Origin of the sequence: Azospirillum brasilense (assembly GCF_008365405.1) — a bacterium.
In the GTDB taxonomy this organism is placed as follows: domain Bacteria; phylum Pseudomonadota; class Alphaproteobacteria; order Azospirillales; family Azospirillaceae; genus Azospirillum; species Azospirillum brasilense_D.
This window is the reverse complement of the sequence record NZ_QOKV01000025.1, coordinates 60,410-80,442: the sequence shown is the minus strand read 5'-3', so window position 1 is coordinate 80,442 and position 20,033 is coordinate 60,410. Positions and strand designations below refer to the sequence as shown.

Below are 20,033 nucleotides of genomic sequence, written 5' to 3'. Positions count from 1 at the left end.
CCATCGCCCCGCTCGGCGATGATCCCCTCGTCAGCCTGCCCGACGTGGCTGCCTGACAATCCCGGCCAGACCAGCCGGAGACCAAATGAGCGACCCAACTCCTACACCACGCTCAGGGGCACGATCTTGAGTGGGGCGGCGCTGAACAGCCGGTGGGAGGCGCAATCCCTTGCCGATCAGGGAACGCCGTATGGAAGGAAACCTCCTTCACCATGGTCGCGCCCTTGAACATCTGTCTGTCGTCGATCGGCTTTCTGCCCAATCTCCAAGTTCTGGATCACATCGATCAGAGCTTCCATCGGATCACCCTGCGTGCGCAGCCGGAAGCTGCCTCGGTGTCCTGCACCGGCTGCGGCACGCGTCGCACCGCGTAATCCGGTTGGAAGCGGCCACTGGTTCCAAGGGAAGGCGGCCGGGGCATTCCGGTTGAAGCCGACCACGGATTCCGGTCGAAGGCGTCCACCCGCACGGGCTCGGCTTGCTTTTGGAGCTGTTCAACCCTCGGTACTCTCGCGGTCCTTTTTAGGCAGCGACGAGGAAAGCGAGACGCCGGCGCAGCGAGTGTCCATGCGCAAGATCCGAGCGGTCCTCAGGGTCACATTCGCGTGCGGCCTGTCCAAGCGTCAGGTCGCGCCCATCGCCGAAGTCAGCGCCACCACCGTGCGCGAGTACGTCACTGCGGCGGCCGGGCATCACCCTGCTGTTGCCATCCTGCTGTTGCTCTGGGAGGAGTAGCGGGCCCAGCATCCCAACGGCTTCAGCTATTCCTGGTTCTGCGACTGCTATCGCGCCTGGGCGGGGCGGGTGTCGCCGACGCTGCGGCAGGTCCATCCCGCCGGCGAGCGGCTGTTCGTGGACCACGCCGGCCACAGCATCGACCTCCTCGGTCCCCGAACGGGAGCGGTCCACACCGCCCAGATCTTCATCGCCGTGCTGGGGGGCGTCGAACTACACCTTCGACACGGCGACGCTGAGCCAGGGGCTGCCCGACTGGCTTTGAGCCGGTGCCGCAGACATCCAACGCAAAGCGCTGGAAGGCGAGAAGGGAAGGCGAGACTTGCGAGCCGCCCTCGCCGCACACACCGCTGCCTTCACCTTCTTCGGCGCCGTGCCGCGCCAGGAGGTCTGCGACAACCTCAAGGCCGAGGGAGCACCTGGACGCCATCGACCGGAAGCGGTGGACGCCGTCGCGCCGGAACCACCGTGCGCAATCACCGGAATATGCATCGGTCCGGTCGATGATGTATTCATGTATGTAATTATCTCTTGAGAAAATATTTGAATCGCGATTCGGGGTGAATAATGCATATGGATGCTCAGGACTCAAAAAATAAATTTCATTTCCTTTAATAAACCACAAACATTGTTTGCGTGCTGTCATATGCGGCTATTATTTTCACGTTATTCAATACATACGCAACCGCGATTCTTCATATGCTTGAGTCATTCTCTTCTCTGCCATATGGTCTGCACCAATGGCCCGTCATGAGTTAGGAATAATACTTATGTATACTGCTTCCTTATCAAAGCGGCCTCGCCCTTTGTCGATCAGCACGGTGACCTCCTCATCCGCTGAAGAGTTCATGAATGCCTTTGACGTGGAGAGCTTCAACACGGCGGTCGATATCGCCGCCGGCAAGCTTTCCGAACTGCTGGAAAGCGACGAGATCCAGGGGGTCGTCCTAGAAAGGCCGAACACCTTGCTGGCTGCCGCGCGGGCGCTGATGGTGGGGGCGAAAGACAGCTTCGACGCCAAGCGCTTCGCCGACATCCTCGATCTCTACATCCGTACGGGCATCAAGGTGAATTCGCGGGGCTACATGGCCCGGCAGTTCTCCTCCGTCGTGCCGGTGTCGGCCGTCTTCGACATGGTCAGCGCCATGGCGCCGCAGCCCGCCTCCTATTACGAGGCCGGGCAGTTGGCGAACGTCGCTGACAAGCTCATCGCGGAGGAGTTCGGCCGCCTACTCGGTTGGGAGCTTGGCCGCTTCGATATGGTGACCACCTCCGGCGCGTCGCTCGCCAACATGACCGCCGTGCTGGTGGCCCGCAACCGCAAGCTGGGCGGCAGCTGGACCGACGGCGTGAGCGCCACGGGCCGTGGGCGGGGGCGCCCGGCCATCGCCTTCGGCGCGGAATCGCACTATTCGGTCAGCCGGCTCGCCGGGATCCTCGGCCTCGGCGTCGATCAGGTGGTCCGCATGCCGCTGAACGACCGCCGGCAGATCGACATCAACGGCGCCGTGGCGGCCCTTGACGAGGCCAAGGCGCGCGGACTGGACGTTTTCTGCATTGTGGGCGCCGCGGGCACCACCTCCGTCGGCGCCATCGACCCGCTGGAGGACCTCGCGGCCGAGGCGCGCAAGCGCGATGCGTGGTTCCACGTGGACGCCGCGCACAACGGCGCGCTGCTCGTTTCCGACCGGCTGCGCCCGCGGCTGAAGGGGCTGGAACTGGCCGATTCCTTCTGCCTGGACGCGCACAAGACGCTGTTCGTGCCGGCGCTGTGCACCCTGCTGTTCTACCGCGACCCCGAAGCGGCCAGCGCTGCCTTCCCGGAAAAGCACAGCTACGTCTTCGACCCCGTCGAGGACGAGATGAGCCGCTTTCAGAGCGGCATCAAGAACTTCGAATGCACCAAGCGGCCGGCCATCCTGAACCTGTGGCTGGTCTGGGCGCTGTTCGGCCGGCGCTTCTTCGAGCAGAAGTTGGACTATCTGGTCGATCTTACCCGGCAGGCCCACGACCATCTGGCTGCCCAGCCAGATTTCGAAGTCCTGCACCAGCCGGAATCCAACATCCTGTGCTTCGTGCACCGGCCCGCCGGACTGCCGGAATCGCAGCTCAGCACCTTGCAGCTGGCGTTGCGCGACCGCATCCGAGCGGAGGGGCGCTACTTCGTCTCCAAGGTGGAACTGGACGGTTCGACGGTCCTGCGGATCGTGATGATGAATCACCAGATCGGCCTGTCCGACATCGATGCCCTGACCGACGAAATCCGCCGGCACGCCCGCGAGATACGCCGCGACTGGGCCGGCGAGAGCACGCGCAACGACAACAAACCCCATATTTGGACGGTGGAAAAAACATGCTGATGCAGCAGGCGGACGCGAATCTTTCCGGGCAGGAGCTTGCCCTTTCGGTCATGCCGGACACGGTCTTGCAGCCCCGCAGCATCGATGACGTGCTGGCGCTGCCGTCCTTCCTGTCGGTGCTGCGGGACGCGGAAAGGCGGCTCGACCGCACGGTGGACGAAATGCCGTCGGATGTGCAGGACGCGCTGGTGCAGCGTCGCCTGCACCAGCTGGTGGAGATCGCGCGCGTCAACCCGCTGTGGCGCGCCCGCATCGACGGCGCGGCCGGCGCCGCGCCGGTCGACAGCTTCGAGGCCTTCCAGGCGTTGCCGATCACCGACAAGGAGACCTTCCGCGAGCTGTTCACGGAAGCCCGCCCCGGCATGGTCGTGCCCATCGATCGCTGCGGATTCGAGATCGTGGCGAGCGGCGGCACGTCCTCCGGCAAGCCGTCGGAGACCGTCTACCCGCTGGACGAGTTGCAGGAGACCTACGCCTGGGCCGGCGCCTTCATGGGCCGGCACATGATGGCCCGTCACCTGCCGGGCGACGGCGCCAAGTGGGTCGCGACCACTCTGGCCGACTATCAGATGTGGAGCAGCGGCACCATGGTCGGCGGCGTGCTCCAGAAGATTCCCGGCGTCAACTACATCGGCGCCGGCCCGATGAGCAAGGACGTGTTCCAGCTGATGATGTCCTACCCCGGCCCCAAGGCCATCATGGGCATCACGCAGAGCATCGCGCTTCTTGCCGCCTTCGCCGACGGCCTGTCGGAGACCGCGCGGGAGAGCTTCCGTGTCGCGCTGTACGGCAGCGGCGTCCTGACGCCGAAGGTGCGCGCCGACCTGAAGGCGGCCTACCCGAACCTGTCGATCCTCAGCTATTTCGCAGCCACCCAGGCGGAGACCATCGGCCTGCAGCTGGATGCGGACAGCCCGCTGCTGACCGCGGTGCCCGGCCTGCACCTGGTGGAGATCGTCGATGCCGACGGCCGCTGGGTGAAGGAGGGGGAAGAGGGCGAGCTGGTCGTCACCCGCCTGTTCGGCAACGCCGCCCCGTGCCTGCGCTACAAGGTCGGCGACCGGGTGATCCGCCGCGCCGACCGCAAGGACGCCGGGCTGAACGCTCTGCGGTTCGAATACGCCGGCCGCAGCGGCGACTTCATGCACATCGGCGATTCCCAGTACGCCGCCCCGCAGGCGCTGGCCGGGATCATCGAGGAGTTCCGCCGCAACCAGGTGCTGGACATCGAGGCGGTCGCCACGGACCTGCAGTTCCAGGTCAACCGCGCCAACCGGGAGCTGCATCTGGTGATCGGCGTGCCGGGCGCGCAGGCGCTGGTGCCCCATGTGGCGTCCCGTCTGGGGCCGGAAGGGTCGGCGCCGCTGGTCATGGCCGGGCTGATCCGCTCCCTGTCCGTCTTCAACGGGCTGGAAGCCAATGAGGCCGCCTTGCGCCGCTCCGGCTACGGGTTCGGCATCCGCTTGGTGGAGCCCGGCGGCCCGGACCTCGTCCGCACCGAGGTGGGCAAGGTGCCGCTCGTCATCGACCGCGTTTGAGGCAACCCGCCGAACACCCGTCACGAACCATGATGCCCAGGCAAAGAGAGGCTCCATGTCTGTCTTGAACATACAAATCTTCGTGGATGTGATCGCCTTGCTGGTCGACAGCCCGGTCGAGGCGGCCGTCTTCCTGTACGACGACAGTCCGGTGACCAGCGCCGGCCGGGGGACGCCGCAGCTGCGCAGCCCCGCCTATCCCGGCCAGCTGGTGCGCTGGTCGCTGGCGCCCATCGACGTGCAGACGCCGGTCTGGCTGGACAGCCTGACCTTCGGCCCGCATCCGGCCGGCCTGCCCGATGGGGCGCAGTTCCCCACGCCGCCGCGTCCGGATCCCATTTGGGCCCGGCGTTGGGAAGGCTACGTGCCCTGGGGGCTGCTCCCCGGCGTCGACTATCCCTACCGCCTGACGCTCGCCTTCGGCGGGGCGATCACGAGGCGGCTGATCATCGACGGCCCGTCGCTGGTGTATGCGCCGCCGCTGGCGGCCCAGGTTTCCGCCCAGGCCGCCTCCGCGGCCCAGGGGGCCGGCGCGGCTCTCTGATCGGCCTCCACAGGTCTGATCTGAAAAGGGCCCCGATCCGAAAGGGCCCGACTTGAAAGGGGACGAAGGTGCAGATTTCCATCGTCACGGTCATCGATGTCGAAGCGGCGCTGATCGAAGGCACGCTCGACAACAACGCGTACGTGGTGGACAACACGCAGAACTTCGCCGTTCCCGGCGATACGTCGGGCGAGCTGTCCACCCAAGTCATCGGCGTGCACAACGTGGACGGGTCGCAGGCGGCGGAAGCCGTGCTGAACTGGATCACCATCGGCGTGTCCGGCGTGCCGAACACGCTGCCGCGCGCCTTCCATCACCGCCACCGCGCGGCGGAAAGCAACGCCCGCCTGCTGACCGCCGTCAAGGCCGCGCGCACGCCCAACGCCATCGCCAAGCTGCTGGGCGACCACGAGAACGGCCAGCGCTCGCCGTCCCTGCATGTGCGCAACCGCGACGGCGAGGTGCGGACCCTGCACGGCACGGTGATGAACAGCCAGGGCGAGGCGGTGGACAGGTTCGACCTCGCCGCGGCCGGCAACCTGCCGCCGGTGGTCACCAACATCTACGGCCCGGCCGTGGACCAGGGCGTGATGTACCCGGCGCTCTACGGCTCACCCGACGTCTACACCGAGGGCTGGTACTGGAGCGCGTCGGTGGACACCAGCAAGGTGGGGCAGCACGTCTACAGCTTGGACGTCGTCCTGCACGAGCCGGTGGCCGAAAAGGGCCGCGTCCTGTGGGTGCCGCGCACCTTCACCCAGACATCCTCGATCACTGTGACCAAGGCCCTGAACGTCAATGGTTTCACCGGCTGCATCGCTCCGGGCGTGTTGCCCATGGTGCCGGCGGCCTCGATTTGTGCGGGAGGCGCGTTATGAGACAGATCACCGTCCGCCTGGTCATCGACGTCGTCAGCGTGCTGGAGACGGAAACGGTGACCGGGCACCTCTTCATGTTCGACAACAACCGGCTGTACGGTTCTCTCGACCAGAACACCAGCCACCTTGCCACCGCCGTGGCGCCGGGGGACCAGATCATCTGGTCGGTGGTGCCCATCGAATGCGAGGCCTATGCCGCTTTGAGCGCGGTCGATGTGCCGGCCGATCTCGTCGAGGTGACGAAGAACACCTATCCCGGCACCAACGTCTCCTATTGGACCGGCGTGGTGAAGAAGCCGGTGGGCGATCTGCCCTACGGCCTCACCTTCGAACTCGGCACCAAGACCAAGACGATGAGCACGGACCGCACCTCCCGCCTGATCGACGGGAACGGGGTGCAGCGCTCGGGCGCGGAGACCTCGGAGATCGCAGCATGACCACGAAGCACACGCACGCGCAGCACGGCGCCGACCGCAATCCGGCGATCATGCTGGCGGCCACCCAGCTGAACATCGTCACCATCATCGACGTGGCCGGGGCCGTGCGCACCGACACGCTGGAGAACAATGCCGCGCTGTTGGACAACAGCGGCTCCAGCACCGGCAAGGGCACGTCGGATCTGCGCACCTACTGCCAGCAGGGGCAGGCGCTGAACTGGCTGGTCTACTGCATGGACCAGCAGAAGCGTCCCGATGGCACCTGGCCGCCCTTCGCCCGCATCTCCAACATCGTGTTCCTGCACGACGACGGCACCGCGCGTTCCAACCAGCTTTGCATCAACCTGAAGGTCTATGGCGGGCCTGACGCGATGCGCAGCCCCTGGACGCCGGTCTACTATTACTGGGCCGGCATGCTGCGCCCCGATCTGGAACCCGGCATCTACAAGTACCGCCTGATCATCGAATGCAGCACCGAGGACCCCGACAAGAAGAAGTATTTCGAACTGGACGGCCCGTCCCTGGAAGTCGTCGCCATGGATCAGGCCAACGCCGCGTGACCTTCGGCGTTCCCTCTTTCCCAAGGGGCGCGGACCGTCGGAGACGTGTGGTCGCAAGATTTGCGAGCGACCACGCGTCTCCAACTCATACGGACGGCGCATGAATGGTTCATGTTCGGTGGCGATCGATGAAATACGAGCGCGTGTATCTCCATGGCTTCGAGACCGGCAGCGAGGCCCGATCCGGGATCGGGCGCTGGATCGACGACTGCAACGCCGACCGACCGCACCCCGCGCTCGATGGCAGAACCCTGGCGGAGGCCTACGAGAGCACACCCGACCGGATCGGATTGGCGGCATAACACGAACCTGAACCAAGCTTATTCCAGCCGCAAATCTGTCCGGGAAACGGGGACCATCTCAATTTTCCTCGGAACGGAACCGACATCGAAAGGTTGCGATATCCCAGGAATCGGCCATCGATGGCGCTGGAGTTCCTGCTGCGAAAGCGGCTTCCATGCGCTATATTTCGGGCTATGAAGCGTTCGTGCGCTTCTTCACGCCAATGAAGGTTGGCGTGGCGAACCGCCTGGGAACCGTGGCTGATGCCCGCTGCCGACACCGATGCCCTGCAACCGTCCGCCCTGCGCGACGCCGACCACCTGACAGCGATCGTCGATCTCAACGAACGCCTGTTCTTCGCCCGTGACGTGCCGACCGTGGTTACCATTCTCCGAACGACCGCGCGCCGCCTGACAGGCGCCGATGGCGTCACCATCGTGCTGCGCGACGGCGACCTGTGCCATTACGTCGAGGAGGACGCGATCAGTCCGCTGTGGAAAGGGCAGCGGTTTCCCATGGGCACGTGCATCTCGGGCTGGGCCATGCTGACCGGACAGCCGGCGGTCATTCCGGACATCTACGCCGATCCGCGCATTCCACACGACGCCTATCGCCCCACCTTCGTGCGGAGCCTCGTCATGGTGCCGGTCGGCGCGCCCGAGCCAATCGCCGCCATCGGTGCGTATTGGGCGACGCGGCACACGCCCGACACGGTCACGGTCACCCTGCTGCTGGCGATCGCCCGATCGGCGGCCCTGGCGCTGTCCAACGTCCGCCTGCTTGAAACCTTGCAGGAGTCGGCCGAAGCCGCAAACGCGCAGGCCAGGGAACTGGCGCGGGCCAACGCGGCGCGCACCCGCCTCCTCGCGACGTTGAACCATGACCTGCGCCAGCCGGTCCATGCCCTGACCCTCGCCACCCACGCGCTGTCGTCCCGGGTGACCGCTCGCGGGGAAACCTACGTATCGACGATGAAGCACTGCCTTGGCGTTGTGAAGCGACTGATGGATGGCGTGCAGGATCTGGTGCGGATGGACGACAGCACGATCGCCGTCCGGATCGAAGATGTCCCGTTGGACGATCTGATGACGCACACCGCGGCGACGTTCCAACTGGCCGCCGAAGCCAAGGGGCTTGACTGGCGCATGGAAGGGAGCGGCCGCGGCGTGACGGTGCGTACGGACCGGCTGCTTGCGTCGCGCATCCTCCACAACCTTGTCGACAACGCCATCAAGTACACCGACCGCGGGGAAATCCGGATCGTGTGCCGCACCGCCGACGGCAAGGTGTGGGTCGACGTCTCCGATACCGGCCGAGGCATCCCGGAGAGTTCCCTGGCCGACATTTTCGAAGAGTTCTACCGCATCGAAGCCGGGGATGACGTCGTTGGCCTTGGCCTGGGCCTGTTCATCGTGAAGACGCTGGCGGATCACCTCGGCTATCCGATCACGGTGAAGTCCCGCCCAGGGACGGGAACAACGATCAGCGTCGCCCTGCCGCCGGCTGGTTCTGTCGCATCGTCCATCGGCGGGTGATCGAGAGCCCTCGCCCGAGGGAGCGTTTGGCCGGCGTCAGCGGCCGGGCGCGAGCAAGCCTGAGGGGGTGTCGCGGAACTGCTGCTGGATGGCCAGGATGGCGTTCATGTCCGAGAGCAGCGCCGCGACGCAATCCGGATCGAACTTCCGGCCCGCCTGCTCCCGGAGGAAACCCGCTGCGGCCTCGTTCGTCCACGCTCCCTTGTAGGGACGTTCCGACGTGAGCGCGTCGAACACGTCGGCGACCGCGACGATGCGCGCTTCCAGTGGAATGGCCACGCCGGAAAGTCCGTTGGGGTAGCCGGAGCCGTCAAAGGCCTCATGGTGACAGCCCACCACATTGCGCAAAATGGCGGCGTGCGGCAGGGCGCCAAGGCCGTGGTTGTGAATCATCGCGTTGATGATGTCCAAGCCCTTGGTCACATGCGTTTTCATGACCTCGAACTCATCCGGCGACAGCTTGCCGGGCTTGAGCAGGATGCTGTCCGGCACCGCCACCTTGCCGACATCGTGCAGGGGTGCGTACTGGAGCACGTACTCGATGAATTCGTCCGAAAGGCCGTGCTTCGACGCGATTTTCGCTGCAACAAGCTGGGCGTAGCGACTCATGCGGTTCAGATGAGCGCCGGTCTCCTCATCACGGTAGTGGCTGACCTCGAGTGCCGTGTGCACGGCCGCCAGCATGGCGCGTGTGCTGGTCATCTCGGACGCAACGAGCACGCCGATGACCCGCCGGTAGGGCATGAGTGCCGACACGACGGGTTCGGTGAAGAATCCCTCCCTCCTTGAGTTCAGGAAAAGGAATCCATACAGGTCGCCTTGCCAGTGAATGCGGCTCACGCAGCGTGAGCGGAAACCCTGCTTGAGCAACCCGCCGCCCGGGCCGGTGGAACCGGGGGCTGACGCGATCGCATTGTCTATCCATGGGCGTCCCGTCTCGGCGACCGCCTGCAGAAGAGGATAATCGCACAACCTGCCGGAGAGGGGATCGAACGGCCGTGGGCCGACATTGCTGTGGACGAACGTCCGGACCCGCTCACCCTTGGCATCGTAGGTCGCCACAGCGATCCGGTGCAGATGCTCCAGCCCGGGCCACTCGCGAATCTCCTCGTGCAACGACCGGAGCCGTTCCTCAAGTCCTCCGCTCTGCTCCATCCAAGGATCTTCGCTGAACCCGTAGACGAAACCGCCTACTGCCATTTGCTGCGCTTGGCTCAAAGAGCATCTCCTGGGTGGTGTGACCTAAAAGCGAACTATCCGACAAGCCAGCAGTGGGGAGATCACGCCATCGGCCCGCTCTGTAGGTGTGGACGGTGGCTCAAGGACGGAGAACTCCATGGGGCGACCATTCCCCAGGAGGACATTAGTTGGCTTTGATTTGCGTCAAATTCGTCGCCCGAGACAGAGGGAGGATGACCGGAGCGGACCAGAGGTTGATCGCCTGTTTTCCATTCTCTCGGAGAATATTCGGCGGGTCGATCGATGGGCATGCCGATACCGTGCTCAAACCGAGGCCGGGCGCTGCAACCCAGCGATGAGACGGGGTGTTTGGGGGGACCAGGTCCGCCTCAGCCCCGATCGGGCCGATTCATTGCCCTAAATTTCTTCTTGACCTCAAGTAAGCTTTAGGTTTTAGCCTGATCGCATTGGATCTGGCATACCAGAGCTGATTGGAACACGGACCGCGACAGGCCGCGATCCCGAGCGCACCAAGGGAGGCGTGTGTGATCTCTCCGACATCCGTCAACTGGACCATGCTCAACACGCTGCGCGCGATGCCGGGTCCCGAGGCCACGACACCTCCGGTCTCGCTGCTGGCCATCACGAAGGCGGCAAGCTTGAAGCCGGCCGTTGTGAGGCCGGCACTCGGCGAGTTGATCAGGCAGGGTTTCGTCCAGGAGTACGCAACACAATGCGGCAAACAATATGCGAGAACCGAAAAAGGTGATCAGCGGATTCTGGAAATAAAAGGCTGGCTTCGGTAGCCGCCCAGAGACCAACGGGGATCAACCATCCGCGTTTCCATTCCTGCTCGCTTCAACGACGAACGGTTTGGCAACGCCGCCAGGCTCCGTGTGCCTGCGGCTCAACAGGGAGAGACGGCATGGGCAAGGCACTCGAGGGCGTGCGGGTTCTGGACTTTACCCATGTTCAGTCGGGTCCGACCTGCACGCAGCTTCTGGCGTGGTTCGGCGCCGACGTCATCAAGGTCGAGCGTCCGGGCGAGGGCGACATCACGCGCGGCCAGCTGCGCGACGTGCCCGAGGCCGACAGCCTCTACTTCACCATGCTGAACCACAACAAGCGGTCCATCACGCTGGACACCAAGAACCCGGACGGCAAGCGCGTCCTGGAGGATCTGGTGCGCATCTGCGACGTGATGGTCGAGAATTTCGCCCCCGGCGTGCTCGATCGCATGGGCCTGACCTGGGAGCGCATCCAGGAGCTGAACCCCCGCATCATCGTCGCCTCGGTCAAAGGCTTCGGCCCCGGTCCCTACGAGGACTGCAAGGTCTATGAGAACGTTGCGCAGTGCGCCGGCGGCTCGGCCTCGACGACCGGCTTCGACGACGGCCCGCCGATGGTCACCGGCGCCCAGATCGGCGACAGCGGCACCGGCCTGCATCTGGCCTTGGGCATCGTGACGGCGCTCTACCAGCGCACCCAGACCGGGCGCGGCCAGAAGGTGCTGGCGGCCATGCAGGACGCCGTGCTGAACCTCTGCCGCGTCAAGCTGCGCGACCAGCAGCGGCTGGAGCGCGGCCCCCTTAAAGAATACCCGCAGTACCCGAACGGCGAATTCGGCGACAGCGTGCCGCGCGCCGGCAACGCCTCGGGCGGCGGCCAGCCGGGCTGGATCCTGAAGTGCAAGGGCTGGGAGAGCGATCCCAACGCCTACATCTACTTCATCACCCAGGCCCCGGTCTGGGCGAAGATCTGCGACGTCATCGGCAAGCCGGAGTGGGTCACCGATCCGGACTACGCGACGCCCGCCGCGCGCCTGCCGCGCCTGAAGGACATCTTCGCGACCGTCGAGGAATGGACCATGACCAAGACGAAGTTCGAGGTCATGGAGATCCTGAACCAGTACGACATCCCCTGCGGCCCCATCCTGTCGATGAAGGAGCTGGCGGAGGATCAGTCGCTGCGCGAGACCGGCACCATCGTCGAGGTCGATCACCCGACGCGCGGCAAGTACCTGACGGTCGGCAACCCGATCAAGCTGTCGGACAGCCCGACCGAGGTCACGCGGTCGCCGCTGCTGGGCGAGCACACCGACGAGATCCTGCGCGAGGTGCTCGGCTTCGACGAGCGGCGCATCTCCGAGGTCCGCGACAGCGGCGCGCTCGGCGCCGCGCGCAGGCCGCTGACCGCCGAATAGGACAGGCGGCGGTCCTCTCCGAACAGGAAAAAAGCAATGGCCCGTCGGCGCGATCCCGGTGACGCGTTGCACGAGGCTGCCGCCCCCGGAAATCCATCCGCGCTCACCTCCAAGACGTGAGCCGACGAGTTTGCAAAGGAGGAAAGGCCATGACCGCAGTCATCGATCCGCTCCACACCGAGCGCCCAACGGATGTCGTCCGCCGCCTTCTCGACACCGCCAAGGCCGAGGGTCGCAACGCGCTGACCGCGCCGGAAGCCAAGCAACTCTGCGATCTGTACGGCATTCCTGTGCCGAAGGAGGGCTTGGCGAAGAGCGCCGACGAAGCCGTCACCCTCGCCGAGGGCATGGGCTTCCCGGTGGTTATGAAAATCGTGTCGCCGCAGATCCTGCACAAGACGGAAGCCGGCGGCGTTCTGGTCGGTCTCCGGAACGCCGACGCCGTCCGCCAAGGCTTCGGGACCATCATGGAGAACGCCCGCGCCCATGCCCCCGGGGCGGACCTGATCGGCGTGCAGGTCCAGCAGATGCTGCAAGGCGGCGTGGAGGTCATCGTCGGTTCCATCACGGACCCGAGTTTCGGCAAGCTGGTGGCCTTCGGCCTCGGTGGCGTGCTGGTCGAGGTGCTGAAGGACATCACCTTCCGCCTCGCCCCGGTCACCCGTGAGGAAGCCCTGTCGATGCTCGACGGCATCCAGGCCGCGGAGATGCTGAAGGGCGTGCGCGGCGGCAAGGCGGTCGACCACGAGGCGCTCGCCGATGTGATCGTCAATGTCTCGCGACTCGTCGACGAGGTGCCGGAGATCGTCGAACTCGACCTCAACCCGGTTTTCGCGCGCGAGACCGGAGCCATCGCCGCCGACGTGCGCGTGGTCCTGGATTTCGCGGCCAGGACGCCGCGCTACCGCCCGTCGCAGGAGCAGATCGTCCGGCAGATGAACCGGATCATGAAGCCCGAGGCGGTGGCCGTCATCGGCGCCTCGGCCGAGGATGGGAAGATCGGCAACTCGGTGATGAAGAACCTCATCAACGGCGGCTACAAGGGCCGCATCCATCCGATCCATCCGAAGGCCGACGACATCCTGGGCTACAAGGCCTACAGAAGCGTCAAGGACGTGCCGGGCGACATCGATGTGGCGGTGTTCGCCATTCCGGCCAAGTTCGTCGCACAGGCCTTGGGCGAGGTCGGCGAGAAGAGGATCCCCGGCGCCGTGCTGATTCCTTCGGGCTTCGCCGAGACCGGCAACGTCGAAGGGCAGGAGGAGATCGTCGCCATCGCGCGCAAGCACGACGTGCGCTTGATGGGGCCGAACATCTACGGTTTCTACTACACGCCGGCAAACCTGTGCGCCACCTTCTGCACGCCCTACGACGTGAAGGGCAAGGCGGCGCTGTCGTCGCAGTCCGGCGGTATCGGCATGGCGATCATCGGCTTCAGCCGCTCCGCCAAGATGGGCGTGTCGGCGATCGTCGGGCTCGGCAACAAGTCGGACATCGACGAGGACGACCTGCTGTACTTCTTCGAGCAGGACGACAACACCCAGGTCGTCGCCATGCACTGCGAGGACCTGAAGGACGGCCGTTCCTTCGCGGAGGCCGCCAAGCAGGTCTCGAAGAAGAAGCCGGTGGTCGTGCTGAAGGCCGGGCGCACGGCGCTCGGCGCGCGGGCGGCCAGCTCCCACACGGGGGCGCTCGCCGGCAACGACAGGATTTACGAAGACGTGCTGCGGCAATCGGGCGTGGTCCGGGCGCGCAGTCTGCAGGACCTGCTGCAGTTCGCCCGCGGAATCCCGGTGCTGCCGACGCCGAAGGGCGAGAACGTCGTCATCATCACCGGCGCCGGCGGATCGGGTGTGCTGTTGTCGGACGCCTGCGTGGACAACGGCCTGTCGCTGATGGCGATGCCGCCCGACCTGGACGCCGCCTTCCGCAAGTTCATCCCGCCGTTCGGCGCCGCCGGCAACCCGGTGGACATCACGGGTGGCGAGCCGCCGTCGACCTACAAGAACACCATCCGGCTGGGCCTGGAGGATGACCGCATCCACGCGTTGATCCTGGGCTACTGGCACACGATCATCACACCGCCAATGGTGTTCGCCAAGCTCGTCATCGAGGTGAAGGAGGAGATGAAGGCGAAGGGCATCGAGAAGCCCATCGTCGCTTCGCTGGCCGGCGACGTGCAGGTGGAGGAAGCCGCGAGCCACCTGTATGACCATGGCGTCGTGGCTTACCCTTACACGACCGAGACGCCGGTCGCGGTGCTGGGCGCCAAGTACAAATGGGCTCGGGCGGCCGGGCTGGTTTGATACCGGCTGGTCGCCGACATGGGCCATGATCCGAGTTCCGGCTTGGCCGGGCGGCTGTCTTCACGGCGTCGATGCGAAAAACGGGAGCCGGGCGGAGTGGGTGGGCTGGTTCCGCCCGGCGACGCGAGTCGGTCGATGCCCAGGCGGTGCGCGCCCTTGCCGGCTTGGTGCGAGTTGCGAGCAACCCTGGGCTTCCCAGGGGGCAGTGTCGTTGAGTGGCGTCAGCAACAGCGATAATATGCCCATCATCATTCGACGTGCTGCGGAGAATCCTAGTGGAGAGTGAGTTGCCGACCGGCGTTGGCGGGGAGCCGCTGTCGGGCGAGCGGCGATTCGAACTGCTCGTCAACAGCGTCCACGATTACGCCATCTACATGCTCGACCCACAAGGGATCGTGACCAGCTGGAATCCGGGTGTCCAGCGGTTCAAGGGATACACGGCCGCGGAAATCGTCGGTCAGCATTTCTCGCGTTTCTACACCGAAGACGATCAGCGTGCCGGAGTGCCGCAGCGGGCGCTCTCCATCGCCTCGATCGAAGGAAAATTCGAGGCGGAGGGTTGGCGGGTCCGCAAGGACGGCACGCGCTTTTGGGCGCACGTCATCATCGATCCCATCCGTGACGACGCCGGGAAGCTGATTGGGTTTGCCAAGGTCACGCGCGACGTCACCGAGCGCAAGCAGGCGCAGGAGGCTCTGCAACAGAGCGAGGCACGCTTTCGTCTGCTGGTCCAGGGAGTGATCGATTACGCGATCTTCATGCTCGATACGACCGGGCATGTCACCAACTGGAATTCCGGTGCGCAGCGAATGAAGGGCTACGCTGCCGAGGAGATCATCGGAGAGCATTTCTCCCGCTTCTACACCGCCGAGGATCGGGCAACCGGCGTCCCGATGCAGGGGTTGCGCACCGCTGAGCAAACCGGAAAATTCGAAACCGAAGGCTGGCGGCTCCGCAAGGATGGCGCCCGCTTCTGGGCCAGCGTCGTCATTGATGCGATCCGGGATGACAGCGGGCGCCTTGTCGGCTTTGCCAAGGTCACCCGCGACATCACCGAACGCAAGCTGGCGCAAGAAGCATTGGAAGAAACCCGTGCGGCACTCTTCCAGGCGCAGAAGATGGAAGCGGTGGGCCAACTGACCGGCGGGATCGCACACGACTTCAACAATTTGCTTCAGGCCATTGGCGGCAGTCTGGAGATCATCGAACGTCGCCTCGCGACCGGGCGAGGCGACATCGAGGCGTATGTGACCGCCGCCAGAACCTCGATTGATCGGGCGAAGACTCTGACACAGAGGCTGCTCGCCTTTTCCCGCCGGCAACCGCTTCAACCCGAGCGCACCGACCTGAAGACGCTTGTGGATGGACTGCGGGACCTGATCGAACGTTCGGTTGGCGAAGCGATCCGGGTCGAGACCCAGATGGCTCCCGAGCTGTGGCCAATCTGGGCGGATGCCAATCAGGTCGAGGCTGCGCTGTTGAACCTGGCCATCAACGCCCGCGATGCGATGCCCGATGGCGGGCAACTCACCATTCGGGGCGTCAACATCCATCTGGATGTGACCGCGGTGGCTTCGGAGGCCGGGGTGCAGCCCGGCGACTACATATTGCTGGAGGTGGCCGACACCGGCACCGGTATGCCACCGGACGTTCTCGACCGCGCCTTCGAACCATTCTTCACCACGAAGCCGCTTGGCCAGGGCACAGGTCTGGGGTTGAGCCAGATCTATGGTTTTGCCCGTCAGTCGGGTGGGGATGTCCGCATCGACAGCAAAGTGGGCCATGGAACCACCGTGAAGCTGTACCTGCCTCGCTCTCACGAGGCGGAAAATCTCCGCTCCACCCCTGCAAAGGCACCGGGTCAGCCGCAGCCGCCGGTGCCGGGAACCGTGCTGGTGGTGGAGGACGAACCGATTGTCCGCATGCTGCTCGTGGAAGCGCTCCGGGACCAGGGTTCGACGGTCCTGGAGGCTGAGGATGGAAACGAAGCCTTGACCATCCTCGCCTCTCCGAAGGGGATCGACCTGCTGGTAACGGATGTCGGCTTGCCAGGGATCAGCGGACAGCGGATCGCGGAAGTGGCTCGGACGTTGCGGCCGGGCCTGAAAGTGATGTTCCTGACTGGATACGCCTACGATGTCGTCATGAAGGGGCCTCTGGAACCGCACACGCGGCTTCTGGCCAAGCCCATCGCTATCGACCAGTTCCTCACCCAGGTGAACGCGATGCTGCGCGATGGCTAAAGCCGCCATCGCAAGCCGCCGGCAACGGCGTGCGGCAATGGCGCGGTGTCGGCTTGGTCCGCTCTTCAGCCGGCTGGGGCTGTCTCTGGAATGCACCGCCATCAGCGCAGGAATGTTGGGCAGGCATGTTGGTTGGCATTGGAGCCGTCGGCTCGACAACCATGGCGGGCCGAACCTCCGTTGCGGAGGCCGGGCTGCCCGACGGTGTCGAGTTCGGCCTGGATCCGTCGAGCGATCTCTTCCGAACCGCGCTCCCCGCTCAGGGCATGCGCCGCCTCGGCCCGGTCCAACGCGCCGAGCAGGATCGGTTTGAGAAGGGCGCGGAGCGCGCTGGTGTCGATGATGCCGGTCTGCATGACCTCGCCCAGGAGCCTGAGCACGGCATCGACGACGACGTGAGACGCCGCCCTTGCTGCCGTGCGAGGGCGGCCCCGCATGTCGGCAGGATCCGGCGCCACCAGCAGACGGAACCGCGGAGGTGGAGGTGAGGGGCAAGCGGCATGAGCGGCTCCATCTTGAGGAGCGCAGCGCACGCGTGACGGCACAGGCCGCGGGCACGGTTGGGGGACTCGCCGGATATGTCCCGGAGCAAGCCGCCGTCAGTGTCTGATTTGAAAGGAAACCATTAGGAAGGTGGTTGGGGGACTAGGATTCGAACCTAGGTAGCCAGAGTCAGAGTCTGGAGTCCTACCGCTAGACGATCCCCCAATGGTGGTCCCGACTGGGATTGAACCAGTGACCCCTACGATGTCAACGTAGTGCTCTCCCGCTGAGCTACAGGACCAAACCGCGAGATACCTGAACCTAACCACAAGAAACGTGGCGCGAGTGACGGGACTTGAACCCGCGGCCTCCGGCGTGACAGGCCGGCGCTCTAACCAACTGAGCTACACCCGCGTCGTAGGCGACCTTCTAAAGAACAAAGACCGCCGAAGCAAGCACTAAATTCAACCTTACCCAACTTACTCAAGTCAACCAACCAACCGCCGAAGAAGTTGGTGGAGCCGAGGGGGATCGAACCCCTGACCTCCTCATTGCGAACGAGGCGCTCTCCCATCTGAGCTACGGCCCCATGGTGCTGCCAGAGAGGATTGAACTCTCGACCTCTCCCTTACCAAGGGAGTGCTCTACCACTGAGCTACGGCAGCGTCCGGCGGGAGCGGGTGAATAGCAATCCAGGCGGCCCCCTGTCAAAGGGAAAAATATCGAAGGGGGCATTTCTTTCTTTTCACCCCGGCCAGGGCCGCAGGCGGCGCTTGCATCCCGCCGCTTTCGCGGGGCATCTCATGCCCCATTCCGATCATGCCCGACCGACAGGTTTTCCCCGTGGATGAGGTTCTGAACGAGGCGCGCCGCCTGATCGCGGCGCGGCATTACCGGCAGGCGGTTCGCATGCTGCGGGACACCGTGCCGGCGTCCGGTGGCTCCGCCGAACGCGACCGGGCCGAACGCAACCGGCTGACCGGCATGGCCGCTCTCGGCCGGCGCGACGCCGCGGCCGCCACCGCCGCGCTTTGCCGTGCCCTGGCGTGCGAGCCGGGGCACTCGGAAACCCTCTATCATATGGCCCAGGCCGTGCTGGCCGCCGGGGACCGCTTGCAGGCGGTGCGCTGGCTGGAGCGGGTGGCTGTGGCCGACCCCGCCTTCCCCGGCCTCCCTGAGGCGCTGGCCGGCGTCTACCGCCGTGACGCCCTCTATGAGGAGGCGCTCCGGGTGACGGGAGAGGCGCTGGCCGCAGGGAACCGGTCGGCGGACATCCTCTATGAGCGGGCGGTCAGCCTCGCCCATCTCGGCGACGCCGCGGGCGCGTTGGCCGTCTTCGACGAGCGGCTGACCGACGATCCGGAACATGCCGCCGCGTGGTTCGGCAGCCACGCCGCAGCGCTGGGCCTGAACGGGGTGGAGGACGCGCTGCGCCGCCTGCGCCGGGCCGCCGACTGCCCGGGCGCGGCGGGAAAATACTGGGGCTTCCTGTGCACCTACCTGCTGCTGCTGGGCCGCGACGCGGAGGCCGAGGCGCTGTATGGCGAGAAGCTGGCCGGTCAGCCGAAGCGCTTGGCCCTGGTGGAGGCGGTGACGGCGATTCGCCCGCATCTCGCCCCGGACATGCGGCTGTTCGGCGTGGGGGCGGAGCTGCTGCGTTTCGCGCTGGAGCGGGCGGACGTGCCCGGTCTGGTGCTGGAGTTCGGCGTGCGCCGCGGAACCTCGCTGAACCAGATCGCCGCGGTGGCCGGGCAGACCGTGCACGGTTTCGATTCGTTCGAAGGGCTGCCGGAGGGCTGGGTGAACGCGCCGCGCGGCGTGCTCAGCACGGGGAAGAGCCTGCCGCCGGTCCGCGACAACGCGGTGCTGCACGCGGGCTGGTTCGAGGATACGCTGCCGCCCTTCCTGGCGGCCCATGACGGCGCGGTGCGCTTCGTCAATGTGGACAGCGACATCTACTCGTCGGCGCGGACGGTGCTGACCGCCCTGGCGCCCCGCTTCCGGGCGGGGACGGTGCTGGTCTTCGACGAGTTCATCGGGAACCGGACGTGGCGCGAGGACGAGTACCGCGCCTTCATGGAATACGCCGCCGAGTCCGGTGCGGCCTGGGAGATCATCGCCGTCAGCCCTCACACCAAGCAGGTGGCGATCCGGCTGACCGCTCTTCCCGCGTCGTGACGGGGCTCCCGCCCCGGCCGTCGTTTCCGTGCGAGAGCGGGAACGGCGGCCGGGGCAGGGGGCGTGCCGGGTGGTGTTTAGGACACGATGCGCCAGCTGCCGTCCGGCTGCTGGCAGGCGGTGCCATTGGCCCGCTCGGCCTTGCCGCCGACATAGACGGTCTGCTGGTACTCGCGGCAATAGTTGCCGGAGTTGTCGCGGCCGTCACGGATCGGGGTGATGGTGCCGCGGTTGCCCGATTCCGGGTTGTTCCACTGGATGGTCGAGCCCATCGGCGCCGCATAGGCCTGGGTGGCGGCGCGCTGGGCATAGCCCTCGTCCGCGCGGTCGAGCGACTGTCCAAGCTCGCTGCCGAGATAGGCGCCGAGCAGCGTGCCCACACCGGTGGTGATCAGCTTGCCGGTGCCGCCGCCGAACTGCGAACCGATCACGCCGCCGGCCGCCGCGCCGCCGAGCGCGCCGACCGTCTGCTTGGTCCCCAGGCCGCTGCCGCCGCTCTGGCAGGCGGCGAGCGACAGGGCGACAAAGGCGGTAACAGCGATCTTCTTCATGGGGTCTCTGCCTCTTGGTTC

General features: G+C 65.6%; 17 protein-coding genes, 5 tRNA genes and 1 pseudogene. 15 read left to right on the top strand and 8 right to left on the bottom strand.

Translation table 11 applies throughout. The features are described from left to right. Positions 1 to 212: 212 nt before the first annotated feature. From DS837_RS32220 to DS837_RS27195, 10 genes and pseudogenes are all read left to right on the top strand, one after another. Entirely contained in the window at positions 213 to 374 is a 162-nt protein-coding gene (locus tag DS837_RS32220) for a hypothetical protein (RefSeq protein ID WP_170295994.1), read from the top strand. 193 nt (positions 375 to 567) lie between these two features. After that, positions 568 to 735 carry a hypothetical protein gene (locus DS837_RS32215; RefSeq protein ID WP_170295993.1) on the top strand — a complete coding sequence of 56 codons (168 nt, stop codon included), beginning with the start codon at positions 568 to 570 and terminating at the stop codon, positions 733 to 735. An 848-nt stretch (positions 736 to 1,583) separates the two neighbouring features. Then, entirely contained in the window at positions 1,584 to 3,095 is a 1,512-nt protein-coding gene (locus DS837_RS27235) for a pyridoxal phosphate-dependent decarboxylase family protein (RefSeq protein ID WP_211102421.1), read from the top strand. Next, positions 3,089 to 4,633: a phenylacetate--CoA ligase family protein gene (locus tag DS837_RS27230; protein ID WP_149167589.1), complete on the top strand. Its 1,545-nt coding sequence runs from the start codon at positions 3,089 to 3,091 to the stop codon at positions 4,631 to 4,633. Before DS837_RS27235 ends, DS837_RS27230 begins: the two co-directional genes overlap by 7 nt. Before the next feature lie 55 nt (positions 4,634 to 4,688). Then, complete coding sequence (locus DS837_RS27225) at positions 4,689 to 5,177, top strand: hypothetical protein (protein WP_149167588.1); 489 nt, start codon at positions 4,689 to 4,691, stop codon at positions 5,175 to 5,177. Between the two features lie 68 nt (positions 5,178 to 5,245). Beyond that, entirely contained in the window at positions 5,246 to 6,055 is an 810-nt protein-coding gene (locus DS837_RS27220; RefSeq protein WP_149167587.1) for a hypothetical protein, read from the top strand. Beyond that, positions 6,052 to 6,492 (top strand): hypothetical protein, encoded by a 441-nt coding sequence (locus DS837_RS27215; protein ID WP_149167586.1) that lies wholly within the window; start codon positions 6,052 to 6,054, stop codon positions 6,490 to 6,492. Before DS837_RS27220 ends, DS837_RS27215 begins: the two co-directional genes overlap by 4 nt. Beyond that, complete coding sequence (locus DS837_RS27210) at positions 6,489 to 7,052, top strand: hypothetical protein (RefSeq protein ID WP_149167585.1); 564 nt, start codon at positions 6,489 to 6,491, stop codon at positions 7,050 to 7,052. Before DS837_RS27215 ends, DS837_RS27210 begins: the two co-directional genes overlap by 4 nt. 119 nt (positions 7,053 to 7,171) lie before the next feature. Further along, a pseudogene (locus tag DS837_RS27205) lies at positions 7,172 to 7,354 on the top strand (integrase core domain-containing protein); the annotation flags it as partial. Positions 7,355 to 7,597: 243 nt separating this feature from the next. Continuing rightward, positions 7,598 to 8,869 (top strand): sensor histidine kinase, encoded by a 1,272-nt coding sequence (locus DS837_RS27195; RefSeq protein WP_149167584.1) that lies wholly within the window; start codon positions 7,598 to 7,600, stop codon positions 8,867 to 8,869. 36 nt (positions 8,870 to 8,905) lie between these two features. Here the strand turns inward: DS837_RS27195 and DS837_RS27190 are convergent, their stop codons facing one another. After that, complete coding sequence (locus DS837_RS27190; protein WP_247890159.1) at positions 8,906 to 10,087, bottom strand: HD domain-containing phosphohydrolase; 1,182 nt, start codon at positions 10,085 to 10,087, stop codon at positions 8,906 to 8,908. Between the two features lie 506 nt (positions 10,088 to 10,593). On the opposite strand from DS837_RS27190, the gene DS837_RS27185 reads away from it, so the two are divergent. The 4 genes from DS837_RS27185 to DS837_RS27170 all read left to right on the top strand — a co-directional run bounded on the left by DS837_RS27185 (position 10,594) and on the right by DS837_RS27170 (position 16,800). After that, positions 10,594 to 10,854 (top strand): hypothetical protein, encoded by a 261-nt coding sequence (locus DS837_RS27185; RefSeq protein WP_149167583.1) that lies wholly within the window; start codon positions 10,594 to 10,596, stop codon positions 10,852 to 10,854. Positions 10,855 to 10,973: 119 nt separating this feature from the next. Further along, entirely contained in the window at positions 10,974 to 12,251 is a 1,278-nt protein-coding gene (gene frc / locus DS837_RS27180; RefSeq protein WP_149167582.1) for a formyl-CoA transferase, read from the top strand. Positions 12,252 to 12,400: 149 nt separating this feature from the next. Then, positions 12,401 to 14,557, top strand: a complete 2,157-nt coding sequence (locus DS837_RS27175) for an acetate--CoA ligase family protein (RefSeq protein ID WP_149167581.1) — start codon at positions 12,401 to 12,403, stop codon at positions 14,555 to 14,557. Between the two features lie 287 nt (positions 14,558 to 14,844). Beyond that, positions 14,845 to 16,800 (top strand): hybrid sensor histidine kinase/response regulator, encoded by a 1,956-nt coding sequence (locus DS837_RS27170; protein WP_149167580.1) that lies wholly within the window; start codon positions 14,845 to 14,847, stop codon positions 16,798 to 16,800. Between the two features lie 101 nt (positions 16,801 to 16,901). Here the strand turns inward: DS837_RS27170 and DS837_RS32445 are convergent, their stop codons facing one another. The 6 genes from DS837_RS32445 to DS837_RS27140 form a co-directional block, all read right to left on the bottom strand. Then, positions 16,902 to 17,156, bottom strand: coding sequence for a hypothetical protein (locus DS837_RS32445; RefSeq protein WP_211102420.1), 255 nt, complete (start codon positions 17,154 to 17,156; stop codon positions 16,902 to 16,904). 278 nt (positions 17,157 to 17,434) lie between these two features. Next, a tRNA-Gln gene (locus DS837_RS27160) sits at positions 17,435 to 17,508 on the bottom strand. Position 17,509: 1 nt separating this feature from the next. Next, a tRNA-Val gene (locus DS837_RS27155) sits at positions 17,510 to 17,584 on the bottom strand. 36 nt (positions 17,585 to 17,620) lie between these two features. Then, positions 17,621 to 17,697: transfer RNA gene (locus DS837_RS27150), tRNA-Asp, on the bottom strand. Between the two features lie 99 nt (positions 17,698 to 17,796). Continuing rightward, positions 17,797 to 17,872 (bottom strand) — tRNA-Ala (locus DS837_RS27145). A 1-nt stretch (position 17,873) separates the two neighbouring features. Continuing rightward, positions 17,874 to 17,948: transfer RNA gene (locus DS837_RS27140), tRNA-Thr, on the bottom strand. A gap of 178 nt (positions 17,949 to 18,126) precedes the next feature. Here DS837_RS27140 and DS837_RS27135 point away from each other — a divergent pair. Further along, complete coding sequence (locus DS837_RS27135; protein ID WP_247890158.1) at positions 18,127 to 19,461, top strand: TylF/MycF/NovP-related O-methyltransferase; 1,335 nt, start codon at positions 18,127 to 18,129, stop codon at positions 19,459 to 19,461. 77 nt (positions 19,462 to 19,538) lie between these two features. On the opposite strand, the gene DS837_RS27130 is transcribed toward DS837_RS27135, so the two are convergent. Beyond that, positions 19,539 to 20,012, bottom strand: coding sequence for an RT0821/Lpp0805 family surface protein (locus DS837_RS27130; protein WP_149167578.1), 474 nt, complete (start codon positions 20,010 to 20,012; stop codon positions 19,539 to 19,541). Positions 20,013 to 20,033 lie beyond the last annotated feature (21 nt).